The organism is Nocardia sp. CA-128927, assembly GCF_050955855.1.
Classification (GTDB): domain Bacteria; phylum Actinomycetota; class Actinomycetes; order Mycobacteriales; family Mycobacteriaceae; genus Nocardia.
Genome location: NZ_CP192087.1, coordinates 8,632,117 through 8,646,234 on the forward strand (window position 1 = coordinate 8,632,117; position 14,118 = coordinate 8,646,234).

The 14,118-nt window shown below is 66.1% G+C and carries 15 protein-coding genes and 1 pseudogene; 7 read left to right on the forward strand and 9 right to left on the reverse strand.

The genetic code is table 11. The annotated features are described in order from the left end of the window. Positions 1-25 precede the first annotated feature (25 nt). Complete coding sequence (locus tag ACQPW1_RS40085) at positions 26-961, reverse strand: phosphotransferase family protein (RefSeq protein ID WP_433658161.1); 936 nt, start codon at positions 959-961, stop codon at positions 26-28. 164 nt (positions 962-1,125) lie between these two features. Here ACQPW1_RS40085 and ACQPW1_RS40090 point away from each other — a divergent pair, with 164 nt between their 5' ends. Continuing rightward, positions 1,126-1,386: a glutaredoxin domain-containing protein gene (locus ACQPW1_RS40090; protein ID WP_433658163.1), complete on the forward strand. Its 261-nt coding sequence runs from the start codon at positions 1,126-1,128 to the stop codon at positions 1,384-1,386. Between the two features lie 379 nt (positions 1,387-1,765). After that, positions 1,766-2,299 (forward strand): hypothetical protein, encoded by a 534-nt coding sequence (locus ACQPW1_RS40095; protein WP_433658165.1) that lies wholly within the window; start codon positions 1,766-1,768, stop codon positions 2,297-2,299. A gap of 45 nt (positions 2,300-2,344) precedes the next feature. Here ACQPW1_RS40095 and ACQPW1_RS40100 read toward each other — a convergent pair whose 3' ends face one another. The 4 genes and pseudogenes from ACQPW1_RS40100 to ACQPW1_RS40115 all read right to left on the reverse strand — a co-directional run bounded on the left by ACQPW1_RS40100 (position 2,345) and on the right by ACQPW1_RS40115 (position 6,480). After that, on the reverse strand, positions 2,345-3,493 hold the full coding sequence (locus tag ACQPW1_RS40100) for a hypothetical protein (protein ID WP_433658167.1): 1,149 nt from the start codon (positions 3,491-3,493) through the stop codon (positions 2,345-2,347). Between the two features lie 97 nt (positions 3,494-3,590). After that, on the reverse strand, positions 3,591-4,499 hold the full coding sequence (locus ACQPW1_RS40105) for an EamA family transporter (protein ID WP_433658168.1): 909 nt from the start codon (positions 4,497-4,499) through the stop codon (positions 3,591-3,593). 64 nt (positions 4,500-4,563) lie between these two features. Beyond that, a pseudogene (locus tag ACQPW1_RS40110) lies at positions 4,564-5,787 on the reverse strand (ISAs1 family transposase). Positions 5,788-6,129: 342 nt separating this feature from the next. Next, positions 6,130-6,480, reverse strand: a complete 351-nt coding sequence (locus ACQPW1_RS40115; RefSeq protein ID WP_433658170.1) for a hypothetical protein — start codon at positions 6,478-6,480, stop codon at positions 6,130-6,132. Between the two features lie 151 nt (positions 6,481-6,631). Here ACQPW1_RS40115 and ACQPW1_RS40120 point away from each other — a divergent pair, with 151 nt between their 5' ends. Beyond that, on the forward strand, positions 6,632-7,042 hold the full coding sequence (locus tag ACQPW1_RS40120; RefSeq protein ID WP_433658172.1) for a pyridoxamine 5'-phosphate oxidase family protein: 411 nt from the start codon (positions 6,632-6,634) through the stop codon (positions 7,040-7,042). A 1-nt stretch (position 7,043) separates the two neighbouring features. Here the strand turns inward: ACQPW1_RS40120 and ACQPW1_RS40125 are convergent, their stop codons facing one another. Both ACQPW1_RS40125 and ACQPW1_RS40130 read right to left on the reverse strand, forming a co-directional pair. After that, positions 7,044-7,697, reverse strand: coding sequence for a Rid family hydrolase (locus ACQPW1_RS40125; protein WP_433658173.1), 654 nt, complete (start codon positions 7,695-7,697; stop codon positions 7,044-7,046). A gap of 19 nt (positions 7,698-7,716) precedes the next feature. After that, complete coding sequence (locus ACQPW1_RS40130) at positions 7,717-9,291, reverse strand: flavin monoamine oxidase family protein (RefSeq protein WP_433665461.1); 1,575 nt, start codon at positions 9,289-9,291, stop codon at positions 7,717-7,719. A 238-nt stretch (positions 9,292-9,529) separates the two neighbouring features. Between ACQPW1_RS40130 and ACQPW1_RS40135 the strand changes: the two genes are divergently transcribed. From ACQPW1_RS40135 to ACQPW1_RS40145, 3 genes are read left to right on the forward strand one after another with little or no spacing between them, the layout of a single operon-like run. Further along, the gene (locus tag ACQPW1_RS40135; protein ID WP_433658175.1) at positions 9,530-11,038 is read left to right on the forward strand and encodes an APC family permease; all 1,509 of its coding nucleotides are present in this window, start codon (positions 9,530-9,532) and stop codon (positions 11,036-11,038) included. After that, positions 11,035-11,775, forward strand: a complete 741-nt coding sequence (locus ACQPW1_RS40140; RefSeq protein ID WP_433658177.1) for an IclR family transcriptional regulator — start codon at positions 11,035-11,037, stop codon at positions 11,773-11,775. The genes ACQPW1_RS40135 and ACQPW1_RS40140 overlap by 4 nt, the downstream gene beginning before the upstream one ends. Before the next feature lie 59 nt (positions 11,776-11,834). Then, the gene (locus tag ACQPW1_RS40145) at positions 11,835-12,239 is read left to right on the forward strand and encodes a helix-turn-helix domain-containing protein (protein ID WP_433658179.1); all 405 of its coding nucleotides are present in this window, start codon (positions 11,835-11,837) and stop codon (positions 12,237-12,239) included. Positions 12,240-12,242: 3 nt separating this feature from the next. Here the strand turns inward: ACQPW1_RS40145 and ACQPW1_RS40150 are convergent, their stop codons facing one another. Together ACQPW1_RS40150 and ACQPW1_RS40155 are read right to left on the reverse strand one after the other, a co-directional pair. Continuing rightward, the gene (locus ACQPW1_RS40150) at positions 12,243-12,836 is read right to left on the reverse strand and encodes a ClpP family protease (RefSeq protein WP_433658180.1); all 594 of its coding nucleotides are present in this window, start codon (positions 12,834-12,836) and stop codon (positions 12,243-12,245) included. An 80-nt stretch (positions 12,837-12,916) separates the two neighbouring features. Next, positions 12,917-13,519 carry a ClpP family protease gene (locus ACQPW1_RS40155; RefSeq protein WP_433658182.1) on the reverse strand — a complete coding sequence of 201 codons (603 nt, stop codon included), beginning with the start codon at positions 13,517-13,519 and terminating at the stop codon, positions 12,917-12,919. A 110-nt stretch (positions 13,520-13,629) separates the two neighbouring features. Between ACQPW1_RS40155 and ACQPW1_RS40160 the strand changes: the two genes are divergently transcribed. Continuing rightward, positions 13,630-14,115, forward strand: a complete 486-nt coding sequence (locus tag ACQPW1_RS40160) for an N-acetyltransferase family protein (protein ID WP_433658184.1) — start codon at positions 13,630-13,632, stop codon at positions 14,113-14,115. The last annotated feature ends 3 nt before the right edge of the window (positions 14,116-14,118 follow it).

Here is a 14,118-nt window from a genome sequence, read left to right on the forward strand (position 1 = left end):
GCTGTGACACAAACGGCCGAATGTTTCAGATCAGTTGGCGGATGTCGTCGGCGATCCCGGATAGCGGCGCGGTCTCGCCGATGGAGGCGAACCAGTCCCACAGTTCGAGGGCGTGATAGAGCCGGTACAGCTTCGATCTCTCGGACCAGTCGTCGGGGAGCTCGCCATAGCCCGCAACGAGCGCGGCCCGCTTTACCGGGTCGCCGTGCACGGAGTAGTAGTCGGTCTTGGCGAGGTCCAGGAGCGGGTCCGCGGCGACGGCGTTCTCCACATCGATGAATCCGGTCACCGTCCAGCCGTCTCCGTTGCGCTCGACGAGAACGTTTCCTTCATGGAAGTCGTTGTGGCACAACACCGGTGCTTGGCAACGACGGAACAGACCTGTCCGGGTCGCGACGTAAGCATGAGCGGCGGCATGCAGTGCCGAGTCACCGCCGAGCTCCGCGAACTCGGCGAGCTTCTTGGCGAACTGGCGCGTCATGTAGGCGGTGTTGTCCGGCTCCGGATCGAGTATCCGGGTCGTCAGATAGCCGTAGGCGGATTGTTCGATGCGGTGGATCGCGGCCAGTTTCGCGCCCAATTGGCGGTAGAGATGAGCGATCTGCGCATCGTCGAGGTAGGCGCTGATGTGCGAGAGCGGCTGACCGGGCAGCATCGTCATGACAGTGCAGGCGCAACCGAGCGGCTCGATGTCCGGCTCCACCCGCAGGATCTCCGGAATCGGACCGACTTCGTGCGTGCGCAACAGTCGGTACACCGAGACTTCCTTGGCCTGTTTCCACCGCCATTGATCGGCATAGACCTTCACAATCACCGACTCCGCGGGCTCCGCGCATCGCACTTCATGGACGGAGCTCAACTGCCCTCCGGTCCGGGCGCGGACGTCGGTGACGACCACATCCGGCCAGACCGAACGGAGGATCTCGGTGGCTTGCCCGTTATCGAGAGGTCGATCGAACACGCTCCTGACCGTAGATATAGCGACCGTCCAGGTCGACCGAATTTCCGGGCGGCCCTCGCGCGGAGTCCGGCAAGCGATATGGCGCTGACATGGATGAAAGTGCCGGTATACGCTCAAAGGAACGCACCGGCTGCCCCGGACAACGAACGCGCTGAGGACTGACGATGACCGATCCCGCTACTCCGATCACCGTCTACTGGCGCTGGGGTTGCCCGTTCTGCCTGCGACTCGGCACCCGCCTGCGGCTTGCGCGCATCCCGTTCCGCAGGGTCGACATCCGCGATCCCAAGGCCGCCGCCGAGGTGCGGGCGATCACCGGCGGGGACGAGATCACGCCGACCGTCCTCGCGAACGGGCACGAACTGGTGAATCCGAGTATCGGTGAGATCCGTGCCGCGCTGGCGGGACCGCCCCGGGCTACCTAGCGGCAGAATTCACCGACGTTTGTCAGTCGGCGACCAATTCGAGCTCTAATAACGTATTCGTTGCCACGACAGTTCTGGATGGGTGTAATTTCCAGTCATTTCGAAACATTGCACGAATTCCTGGAAATGCCTCCTGAACTGGCATTTTGCCGCACCCCACGGCATGCGCTAACCTTTCCGCGATCCATCTGATTCCGCTGGTAAGGCATGCGGCCGCCGCGCATAGCCTGCCCTTGCGGCCGTGATTCCGGTCGGCAATTGGGCCCCGGACAATGCTGCACAGCGCGAGCTGGCAGCAATACCAAGAATTCATGACGCGCAGGTGGCTCTCGGCTCGGCCACCGGCGTCGCCGAAACAGCAATGGGAGGTAGCGTTTCTATGCGTACATCGAAGGTTCTGGTCGGCAGCGCGTTCGCGATCGCCGCAGCGATGCAGATCGGTATGGGCGGTACGGCATCGGCCGACGCCGGGGAGTCCCTGTCCGTCGCCGCTGTCGCGACCGACCCCAACGACGGATCGACCCTGATGGTCGACGTCGTCTACAACTGCACCAACGCCAAGCACGAGAAGATCAGCGTCATGGTCGACGAAGTGGCCAAGGACGGCAAGACCGAGGCTGCGTCGGGCTTCGTTCAGCAGGACTTCGACGGGAAGACGAACTGCACCGGCAAGGCCGACCAGGTAACGGTCAAAGTCAAAGCGGGCGAGGGCGGCAAATGGACGAAGGGTGCCAAAGGCGACGTGAGCGTGGCGTTCATCGACGAGTTCGGCGTCAAGGCGGAGTACCCCGGCCTGGAGTTCGTCGCAGACGGCAGGGCCGGTACGGACGCGAACGGCGATTGTCCTGAGGACGACGCTGAGTGCGACGAAGCGAACGACAGGAACGGCGGAAACGGCGCGAACGGCGGCTAGTGACACACCACGGATAACGAGGCCGGGGTATCGAGCCGAGCCTCTTCACATGAAGGACGATTCCTTCGTCAACCCGAGGGATTCGTCGCCGCCGGTGATGATCGGCTGACAGTTGCCGACGCCGGTCGCGCCGGTGGAATCGGTTACCCGGACCACGGTGTCGCGGATCTGGTGTAGGTGGCAAGCGGATTCGTAGGTGGAGCAGTCCTCGATCCGCTCGCCGTCCAGGTGCAGACCGGGCCCGAGCCACGAACCATGGTGTCGCCCTTCGAATCCGAAGTAGAGTCCGGCGCCGAGATGAAACCCAGTGTCCGACACAGCCGCCAACTTCAGCACCCGCTCGGTGCCGTCTTCGGTCGTCGCTTGGATCTCGCCGCCACGCAGCCGCCGGTTCTCCGGGTCGAAGGACAGCTCGGGCACCAGGTCCGTCCACTTCTCGAACCGGCCGTCCGCGTGCTCCACCCCACCCATCACCGTCTTGCTGAAAAACCCGTCCAGCTGGACGATTTGGTAGTGCAGGTGCAGCCCATACCGTGAACCGTCCGGGCGGGTCATCAGGATCGGCGCCCAGATCATCCGGAACGACACCTCCGGCGGCAGATCCATCGACTCCACATCACCGAGCGGCACCCCCACGTCGTACCGCACACCCCACGAGTGATCCCTCGTCGACACCCAGTCCGCGAACGTGGTCCGCACCCCATCGATACTGACCCACCCCGAGGCGGTACCGATCTGGTGATAACGCACCAGATCCGACATCACCCGGTACCCGCGCCGCATGTGCGTGCGATCCTCCAGCTGCGCAGGCAACGCCGCCTCGAAGAGCCAGTCGAAAGCGACCGGCTGACAATCGTTCTCCGCCAACCGGAACCGAATCTGCCGCAGCGACTCCACGATCTCGTATTCGATCGGCCCCACCGCCAGCGTCTCCGGCGTAGGCATCAACGTCCGGCTCCCCCGCACCGTCACCTGCTCGACGCCCCGCGAAATCCCCGCGTACCCGTCGAGCACATTGCGATTCTTGTACTGCCCCAACCCGAATCCGAGCTGCACCGACCCGTCCGGTGCGCATGCCATCGCACACACCTTCTCGGTCCACGCCAAGTCACTGGTGCCGACCGTGGCAACGGTGTCGACGATCTGATGATTGAAGCCTTCGTCGGCAGCGCCGAGCGGTCCGATCGGATTCACACCGCCCGTCGTAACACGCGGCCCGATCCGCCGTCGACCACACATCCCACCCACCGGGCAGCCAACCCGCTCGACGCGTTGCGAAAATCGCGGCCTGTCAACGTTTCTCGGCGGTACGGGTGGCTCCGGCCGACGCGGCCACCACACAGATGACGCCCGCCCACTGCTGGATGTTCATGAACTGGCCGAGCACGATCAGACCGGCGAGCGCCGCCACGGCCGGTTCCAGACTCATCAGCACACCGAACACGCGGGGTGAAATCCGCCGCAGCGCCTCCAATTCCACCGAGTACGGCAGTACCGACGACAGCAGCGCCACCCCGAATCCCACCGCGAGAACGGCGGGGTCGAGCAGCGCACTGCCCGCGTCGATGATGCCGACCGGCGCGATCAGCACGCCACCGAACGCCATCGCGATCGCGAGCCCGCCGCCGTCGCTGGTCCGCTGGCCGAGCGCCGCGCTCAACAGGATGTAGCCCGCCCACAGCACCCCCGCCGCCAGCGCCAGCAACACCCCGACCCACTCGACTTCCCCATCGGCCTGCGTCAACAGCACCACGCCGCCGCCGGCCAGCACCGCCCACACCGGATCGATCCAGCGCCGCGACCCCGCCAACGCCACGGCCAGCGGACCGAGGAACTCGATGGTCACCGCCATCCCGAGCGGAATCCGGTCGAGCGCCTCATAGAACACCAGGTTCATCAGCGCGAGCACCGTGCCGTACGCCAGCGCGACCGGCACCGCCCGCCACCCGATCCGCAACGAGGACCGCCAGAACACCAGCAGCACAACCCCGGCGAACGCCAACCGCATGCTGACCGCGCCCGCCGCCCCGGTCGCGGCGAACAACTGCATCGCCAGCGCCGCACCGATCTGCACACTGACGATCCCGGCGAGCACCAACGCAGTAGGAGGCACTCCGCCGAGCCCACGCGCCGCGACACCCCGCCAGGCCACTCGGGCCCCGCCCCAACCCACCGACCGCTCGACATCGATCGCTACCACTGCACTCCCTCCCTACGCTGCCCCCGACCAAAATCCGTCATCCCCAGGGCTACGGCGTTGTCGGTTAAGCCAGCTCTGACCAGTAGTTTTGTCCTTTGGTGACGAGGTGTAGCGCTCGGTCCGGAGTGAATGCCGTTGTGCGGCATGCCTCGGCGATGTTGATTTCTCCTTGGAGCCGGTGGAGGTTGATCGCGGTATTTCTGAGGGTCGCCATGACCTGTGGGGCGTTCCCGGTCCGCACGGTCGACCTGTCCTCGTCAAAGGTCACGTCACGAACCCAGTGGATGGCATTCTCGATATCCCAGTGGTTCCGCAACCATGCGGCAATCATTTTGGCCGGGGCTTGCTCGAAAGCGACGCTGCACAGCGCGTACACGACCTCGCGGCTCCGTTTGCCGGTGCTGACCTCGACCCGTTCGCGGGTGATCTCGATGATCTGGCGGGCGTAGGGGAATCCGATACCGCGGGGCGCGGTGAGGATCTTGAAGGTCCGGGTCTCCAAACGGCCATGGCTCGCCTTGTCGTCGGCATCACGCAGCACGGTCGGCACGAGCGCCCACGGCTGGGCCTTGATCCGCGCGAGCAACTTCGGCTGATTCTCTTTCGCGGTCATCAAATAGTGCGACTTCAGTTGTCCGCAAATAAGTTTCGCCGTCGCTACCTGGGTGTGCATTGCGTCGATCGTTACCAACATTCGGGTCCGGTTCAGCAGCCGCAGCAGGGTCGGGACAGTGGGGATCTCGTTCGTCTTCATCGCCACGGCGATCTGACCGAGGACCATCCGGGCGTGGTGGGCCTACACCGACACCAGGTGCGGGGCGCGTCCACCACCGGTGCGGGCACCCCGCACCGTTTTGCCGTCCAACGCGACCGCCAACAACTCCCCGGCCTCGATGTCGACCGTGGTGGCGACGACGATCATGAAGTATTCACCGAGCCGACGGTCCAGGTCTGCGGCATCAAGCCTGCTCAACACCGAACGGAAGGTCTTCTCGCTGGGCCGCCGGAACCGAGTACCCAACTCCGCCAACACTTCCACCGGGGCCGTGCGCGTCCAGGTCACGAACCCGGCGAAGGACCGCATGCCCGCCGCAGCGGCCAGGATCGCGATCGCCAACAGCGTCGCCAACGGGTACCGGATCCCGCGCGGATCGCGCGGATCGGGGACCTCGCGAAGCACTTCCAGCAACGACGGCGCAATGGTTGCGTTGATTGCGTTCCCCTCGCCGCAGCACTGCCCCAACACCCCCACAACGGTCTCGGCAGGGGATACTGTTCCAGCGGGCACGGGGCAACTCCGGGATCGATTTCAGGCGTAAGAGACCTTCATCGTCTCCGAAGAACCCGTGCCCGCCCAAGACGCCGACATGTCGTGTCGCCCACTATGTTTCCGCAGATCAGCGCTACCGCATCCGACAACGCCGGAGCCCTGCCGTCATCCCCACCCCACAGCCACCCAAACACAGGGGTACGTCAACAACCACTCCCGCAAAGTGACTCAACACACCCAGCAACAACACACGACGAACGTCAAGTCATCCTCGGCAGTTCACCTGAAGCGCACGGGTCAATCGCGAGTGTCAGGCAGCCGGGCGTGACGGCACGCCCGGTGGCCGAATAAGGGCAGGGATCAGCGCCGACGGAGGCGGGCTCGCGGAACCTGGCCGTCGGCCGGTGCGGGGCCCTGACGTTCGCTGGCCAGGGCGAGCATCGCGAGGCCGGTATCGCGGATCAGCATGTCTAGATCGTCGACCAGGGCGGTGATGGTGTCACGGACCTGCGGCTGGGCGGTCGGTTCGAGGGCATCGAGAACGTGGTGGAGTTGGAGGCCGACGTCGAAGAGATGGCGGACCAGCCGATCGCTGGCGTCGGCGAATTCCGTACTACTGCCCGGCTTTTCGATGGGCAGCTCGGCGGATCGGTGCGGCAGCCGGACGCGGGTGGGATTACCCGTATAGCCGAGCCGCGCAGAATAGGGCATGTAATCCTCCTCGATCAACACATGGCTCGACACCACTCCCGAGCATGCTGCGAGACTCGAGGCATTGCCTAATTTTACGGATACTCGTGCAATTTGCGCCATCGGCTGTCCATGCCCCGAAACGAACCACAACAGGTGGAAGAATGGAGGCATGCCCGCCTACCGCGCAAGCGAGACGCGTGAGCTGTCGGTAGAGGACTCCTTGGACCTGCTCCACACCGTCCGATTCGGCCGTATCGCGTTCTCGCGGCATGCATTACCCACGATCCGCCCGGTCCGGCACACGATCGTCGACGGCTGCATCGTGATCGCCGCCGACCCGGCCATGATCCGCACGCTGCACCGGCAGGTCGTCGCCTACGAGGTCGACACCATCGATCATCAGACCAACCTCGGCCGCTGCGTGATCATCACCGGCGTCGCCGACACCGTCACCGATCAGCAGGAACTCGCGCACTACCAGGTCCACCTGCATCCGGAGACCGTGCTGGACAATCAGCTGATCGTGATCGACCCGGACATCATCACCGGCATCGAATACATCGACACCAACGGCGCCTGAGCTACGACTCGGCCCCCTTCGTGGGATAGACGGCGTCGACCTCGACTTCCACCAACCAGCCTGCGGCCGGAAGGCTGGCGACCTCGAGCGCGAAACGGGTCGGTCGTGCGGCATTACGGACCGCCGGCGCCGCGGGGGCGGCCGTGCCGAGCGGCACGAGTTCGGTATCGCCGCTGTCCAGGTTGGTATTGGCGAAGTACTGGCGGTACGCGCGATTCCATCCCGCGTAGTCCGCTCGATCGGTGCCTGGCGCGTTGTCCAGGAAGACCCGCATGGTCGTCACATTGTCCAGGGCAAGGCCCTGCGCCTCCAGGTTCTCCTTGATCCGTGAAAGCACCGCCATGCCTTGCGCTTCCGTGACCGTGACACCCGGTGGCAGTACCCCGCCGGTGAATTGTGCTGTGTCGATATAGAACTCGGGGCTGCCCTCCCTTGCCGCCTTGTTCGTCGCGACAGGGCCGATGCCGCTGGTCTTGTAGAGCGCGGCACCATTGGCGATCGCCACGCCCTGCGCGATCATCGGATTCGACTGCCCCGCCTCGAGGACGGGTTTGGTACGCACCGTCGGCGCCGCCGTCTCCTCGGAGTCGGCAGAACAGGCGGTGAGGGCGAGCGCGGCGGCCAGCAGAGCGGCGGCGGCATACGGTCGGGTCATTCGATACTCCTGGATGAGGTCAGCTGGCGGCGACGCGGGTGTGCAATGCGGTCACCACATCGCGGGCCGAGGTGAAAGCGCCGTGCTGCCAGGCGATCGCGTTGGACAGGTGGTCGCCGGCGAAGTAGATGCGCTGCACCGGCGCGAGCAGTTTGGTGTACTCCGGGGTGGCGACGCCGCCGTGCGAGTCGCTGCCGGACCAGCCGACCCAGGCGCCCTCGGAATACCTGGTGCGCCGCCAGCTGCCGGAGAAGGAGGCGGTGATGTCGCGGCCGTACTTCTCGCCGTGGATCGTCTTGCCTTCGGCGACCGCCTTCGCCAAACGCTGTTTGTGCGTGAGGGATTCGAACGCCTGATGCCGTTTGCCGGTGTTGTAGTAGCCGACCACCACGCCCCGATCGGAGTTGAAATGGTCGTAGGGGAACATGATCTGGGCGATGTCCTGGTCGGTGTTGCTGGCACCGCCGTAGATTCGGTCCTCCAGCTCCCACCAGCGCCGCGAGTACTCGATGCCGAGCTTGCCGGAGGAGACCGGCACCGCTGCCTTCAGCGCCGAGAGCACATCGGCGGGCAGGTTGTTGGTGAGGCGGCCGACCAGATTCGGCGGTAGGGCACACACGCAGTAGTCCGCGGTAATGGCCTGCTGCTTGCCGCCCTGGGTGAACTCGACCCGCACCCCGTCGGTCGTGTTGTGCAGCGCGGTCGCCTCGGCGCCGAACTTGATGCGGTCCAGGCCGATCCGGCGCTGGAAGGCGTAGTAGATGCGATCCATCCCGCCGATCGGGGTCATCATCATCATGGCCTGGTCGTAATCGAATTCGAAGCTGAAGCTCCGGCCGAGGCCACCGCGGATCACGTCGGACATGGCGTGCGGCTGCCGCGGCGTACCGAACTTCAGGCCCGCACCGGGCTCGGAATCGTAACCGCGACGGGCGGATCCGACGTAGCGACCGTCGCTGGACAGGTCGCCGAAGTCCCGCAGGAAGGACGAGAGCGCCTCCTTGTCCGCGCCCGAAAGCACGTCGTCGAGCGCTCCCCTGGACGCCGCCTTCTGCAGCAGCTCCGCCAGGTATCCGTACACATCGGCCTTAGCCGCCCGGTACTGCACCGGCTGACCCGACAGCGCGGTGTCACTCTTGTAGTGCACCAACGTGTTCGCGTTCTGATTGCCGAAAGGCTGGATGGGGACATCCAATTCGCGGCAGTAGTCCAGGGTGATGTGGCCCTGCGGAATGCGGGTGGCACCCAGGTTGAAGAAGTGCCCGTCGGAGAACGTGCACCGCTGGGTCTCGCCGTTCAGGTCGGTCTCGGTGGTCCCGTTGCGAATCGACCAGACCCGCCCGCCCGGACGCTGCCTGGCCTCCAGCACCGTGACGTCGTAGCCCGCCTTACGCAATTCGTAGGCCGCGCACAGCCCCGCCGGTCCCCCACCCAGGACGACGACCGAGTTCTTGCCGGAGGCCCGGCCGATCAGATCACCCATCGCGGGCGGGTCGAAGCGCTGCGGCGCCTCGGCCAACGCGGGTGCCAGGCCCAGCGTCGACAACGCGCCGTAGGCCAGTCCCGCGCCACCGGTCACGCCGAGGCCCTGTATCAAAGATCGCCTGGTGACAGTCAATTCGAGCTCCATCCGCCGAGATGTCCGTGCTGGGAAAATCGTCGGACGGGTGCGAGTCGGCATCGCTACGGCGAGGCAACGATTCGCCGGTCACCGAGTGAGAGCGGTACCGGCTGTGTTTCCCACTCGCCGACCGGCAACAGAAGCGCAACCGCAATATCCGCTTAACGCGACGCAGATAACTTCACCGCACAAAGTGTGTGGAGGTGTGGCGATGACTGCTCTTGCCGACGCCGTCGCGCGGTCGTTCTCGGCGGGTGAGCCGGAGCGCCCGGCCATTTCGCCGCTGCGCGCCCTCGGGCGCAGGCAACTGTCCGGTGCCGAGCTGCTGGGCCAATCGGTCGCCACGACCGCACCGGCCGCGTCGATGGTCGTGCTGCCGGTCACCATGCTCAGCCACGAGACGCTGCTACCCGGACTGATCACGATCGTCGTCGCGACGGTGGTAACCACGCTGATCGCCTACTGCGTCGCGCAATTCGCCCGGCGACTGGCCGCGTCCGGCGGTCTGTACACGTTCGTATTCCAGGGGCTGGGCACCCGGGCCGCACTGACCTGCGGCGTCGGCATGCTGGTGAAGTACCTCGGAAGCGCGGCGCTCACCATGTATTTCGGCGGGCAGTCGGCGATCGCGGTCGCCGCACAGCTCGGCCTCCACCTACACGGATGGCCGGTCGGCGCCGTCTATCTGGTGATCGCGGCGGCTATCGGCGGCGCGCTCATCCGTGGTGTGCGGTTCGCCGCGGTGGTGATCCTCGCGGTCGAGGCATGCTCGCTGACCTTCATCGCCGGGCTGATGCTGCTGTCCGGCACGCCAGGGGAAGTACCGATCACGTCACCGAGCCCCGATGGACCGGGTGTGCTGCTGGTGGCCCTGTCCGCCATGTTCGCGCTCGCCGGGTTCGAGAGCGCCACCTTCTTCGCACCCGAGACGCGGCGGCCGCTGGTGACGGTGCCGCGCACCGTGCTGCTCACGCCGGTGCTCTGCGGTTCCTTGTTCATCTTCGCGGCTTGGGCCGCCTGGTCCGGGCGGGCCGGGGTACTGGTCAACGCCTACCTGCACGGCACCGCGACCGGGGTGAGTCCGCTCGTGGTGATCCTGCTCGACGCCGGACTCACCTGCTCCTGGCTGGCGTCCGCCATGGCGTCGTCGAATGCCGCGTCGCGACTGGTCTATTCGATGAGCCTGGAAGGCGTGCTGCCACGGATGTTCACGCAGGTGAGCCGACACCTGCGCACCCCGCACGTCGCACTCGCGGCGATCGTGCTCGTCGTGACCGGCGGCGTCCTGGCCTTCGCCGCGCTCGACGGGGTGCCGAACGAGGCGAAGATGGTCGTCCGGACCGCACTATCCGCGGCGTATCTCTTGGTCGCGCTGGCCTCGGTGCGGTTCTTACGCCGAATCCACGAAATACGTCCTCAGGACGCGTATTTCGCGCTGGCCGGTGGTTCGGCCATCGTCGCGATGTTCGGTGCCCTGCTCGTATTCGGCGCCCCCGGTAGCGTTCTCGCCTTCGCCGTGACGGCCGTCGCCGTGGTCACGGCAGGCTTGTTGTGGCACCGCTATTTACGTGACGCCCACCCGCGAAGCCTCACCACCATCGGGGTTTTCGACAGTCCCGAATCGGCCGATGTGCTGCCCGGCGCCGGGGTGTTCGCCGTCAACGCGCGCGGCACCATCGCCCTGGTCGGCGCGCAGCGCACCGACGCCAGCGGGCCGTGACCACGCAGCAACGCCACGGCGCGCCGAGCGGGCACGAGCCGCGCGCCGTGCAGAAGGCGCTGGCCCTGCTGGAGGCGGTGGCCAAACTCGGCTCCGGTGACACCGCGAAAACCATTGCCGCACATACCGGTATCCCGCCCGCCACCGCGTATCGACTGCTTAACCTGCTCGTCGCCGACGGCTACCTGGTGCGCATCGAGGACCTGTCCGGCTTCGCCCTCGGCCGCCGCACCCGCGAACTCGCCGGAGCCGCACCGCCGCCCGCGGACAACGGCCAGATTCTCGACGAACTGCGCGGCCAGGTCCGCTTCGGCATCCATCTCGCCGCGTTCACCGACGATCGAGTTCGATTGGTGGACAAGGACCCCGACCACGAACTCAGCGGCGAGCAGCTGCTCGGCACGCACCTGCACGCCTCGGCGATCGGCAAACTCCTGCTCGCCGCACATCCGGCACTCGCCGGTGGCCTGCTGCGCCGAGTCACGGCGGCAACCATCACCTCCCCCATCGTGCTGGCCGCGGAATTGCGCCGGGTCACCACCGCCGACGTCGCCACCGAGATCGATGAATGTCGCGTCGGCCGCAGCGCCCTCGCCGTACCCGTACACGCCGATGACGGCACGCTTGTCGGCGCTTTGGCGGCGATCGGCACGACCGGTCGCATCGCCGTGCACGACCCCGCCCTGATCGACCTGCTGCGCACCTACGCCGCCCGGCTGACGCTCGCTGCCGGGTAGTTGTCTGCCGTGGGCGAACATCGGCCGGATCAGATCCGCGAGGTGTAAGACTCGTCGATATGGCAGCAGAAGAGGATGGCGTCGTAGTCGATCTCGATGCGCACCGTCGCAGCGAGCCACGACGGGGACGGGTCGAGGCACCCGAATCCCGCCAGGATCGGATCGAGACGGTCTCGCCGCTGCTGCGTGCCGTGTATGGCGAAGTACTGCGCGACGAGCGCCAGGATCAGGACCGCACGCTGGCCGACGTCGCGGCTGAGGTCGGCATGTCCAAGCAGTACCTGTCCGAGATCGAGCGGGGACGCAAGGAGGCGTCCTCGGAGATGCTGCATTCGATCTGCGGGGCGCTCGGGCTGCCGATCGAGTCGCTGCTCTTCCGCGGCGCTCGGAGACTGGGCGCATTGCGGCATATGCGCCGCCGCCCGGTCTCCGAGGCGCGCGTAGAACTGCTCGTCGCGGCTTGACCGTCAGCGGTCGCGGGTGAAGATCAGCTCGTCGGCCAGGCCGTACTCCACGGCCTCCTGCGCGGTGAACACGCGATCGCGCGCGGTGTCCTTGCGTAGCTGTTCGACGCTCTGACCGGTGTGCTTGCTGAGGATGGCCTCGGTCTGCGAGCGGATCCGCATCACCTCCGCGGCCTGCAACGCCAGGTCCGAGATGGTCCCCTGTCCCTGCGCGGACGGCTGATGCAGCAGCACGCGGGAGTGGTTGAGGACGTACCGTCGCCCGGCCGTGCCCGCCGACAACAGCACCGCTGCGGCCGACACCGCCTGACCCATGGCGTAGGTCTCGACCGGCGTCCGCAGGAACTGCATGGTGTCGTAGATGGCCAGCATCGCCGTGTTCGAGCCGCCCGGCGAGTTGATGTAGAGGCTGATCTCGCGATCCGGCGACTCCGACTCCAGGTGCAACAGTTGCGCCATCACCACATTCGCGACGCCGTCGTCGATCTCGGTGCCCAGGAAGATGATTCGGTCGTTGAGCAACCGGCTGAAGACGTCGAACGAGCGCTCGCCGTTCGGGGTCCGTTCGATGACATGGGGAATCGTGTACTGGGACATGACTACGCCTCGCTGGCGCTCGGCTCCGTCATGCCCCAAGGCGGCTGTGTAATTGATTCGTTCGCTTCGCTCACTCATGGTCACAACCCCGCTCGGTGTGCGTTGGTGAATGGTGCGATCTGGGCGAAGTCGGCGGCGATCTCGTCCACGATGCCGTATTCGCGCGCCTGCTCCGGGGTGAACCAGCGGTCACGGTCGCTGTCGGTTCGGATCTCCTCCAGCGAATGCCCGGTCTCCGCGGCGAGGATCTGCTCCGACTGCAGCTTCATGTACTCCAGGTTCTCCGCCTGGATCGCGATGTCCATCGCGGTGCCGCCGATACCCGCGGAAGGCTGGTGCATCATGATCCGGCTGTGCGCCAAGCTGATTCGCTTGCCCTTGGTGCCCGAGGCGAGCAGCACCTGCCCCATGCTCGCGGCGAATCCGACGGCCACGGTCGCCACGTCGTTCGGGATCAGCTTCATCGTGTCGTAGATGGCGAGCCCGGCGAGCACCGAGCCGCCCGGCGAATTGATGTAGAGGACGATGTCGCGCTTGTCGTCCTCGCTGGCCAGCAGCACCAGTTCGCTGCACGCCCGCTCGGCCATCGCGTCGTCGACCTCACCGGTCAGTTGGATCGTCCGATGGCGGAACAATCTGTCGGCTAGTTGTCCTCGGTAGTCCAGGTGCGATGTTTCGATCATGCGTCAGGTCTATCGCCGCTGAACCGTTGAATGTCCCTGTGTCTGCCGACAGCAGACCCACCACCGACAGCACCTTCCCCCTCGTCGGGCGATGTTGTTAAGGTGCGCGGATGACGGACGGTGTTGCGGCCGGGGCGCTACGGGCGGCGCGGCCCGAGGACGCGCTGACGATCGCGGAGATCTGGTACCCGGGCTGGTGCGACGCACACCTCGGGAACGTCCCCGACGAGCTGATCGCGGCCCGCCCCCGCGAGTCCTTCGATACCCGTGCGGCAGAACAGATCCCGAACACCACCGTCGCGACGGTAGGCGACGCGATCGCCGGATTCGTCATGGTGCTCGACGACGAGGTCCATCAGGTCTACATCGCCGCCGACCACCGCGGCTCCGGCATCGCCGCGATCCTGCTCGCCGCTGCGGAAGCCCGGGTGCGCGCCAACGGCCACCACGAAGCCTGGCTGGCCGTCGTCCCCGGCAACGCCCGCGCCCGCAAGTTCTACGAAAAACACGGCTGGTCCGACAAAGGTCCCTTCAGCCACGACGCCCCTGGCGCAGTCGCCGTACCGGCCCACCGCTACGTGAAGCGCCTCGAATGACCG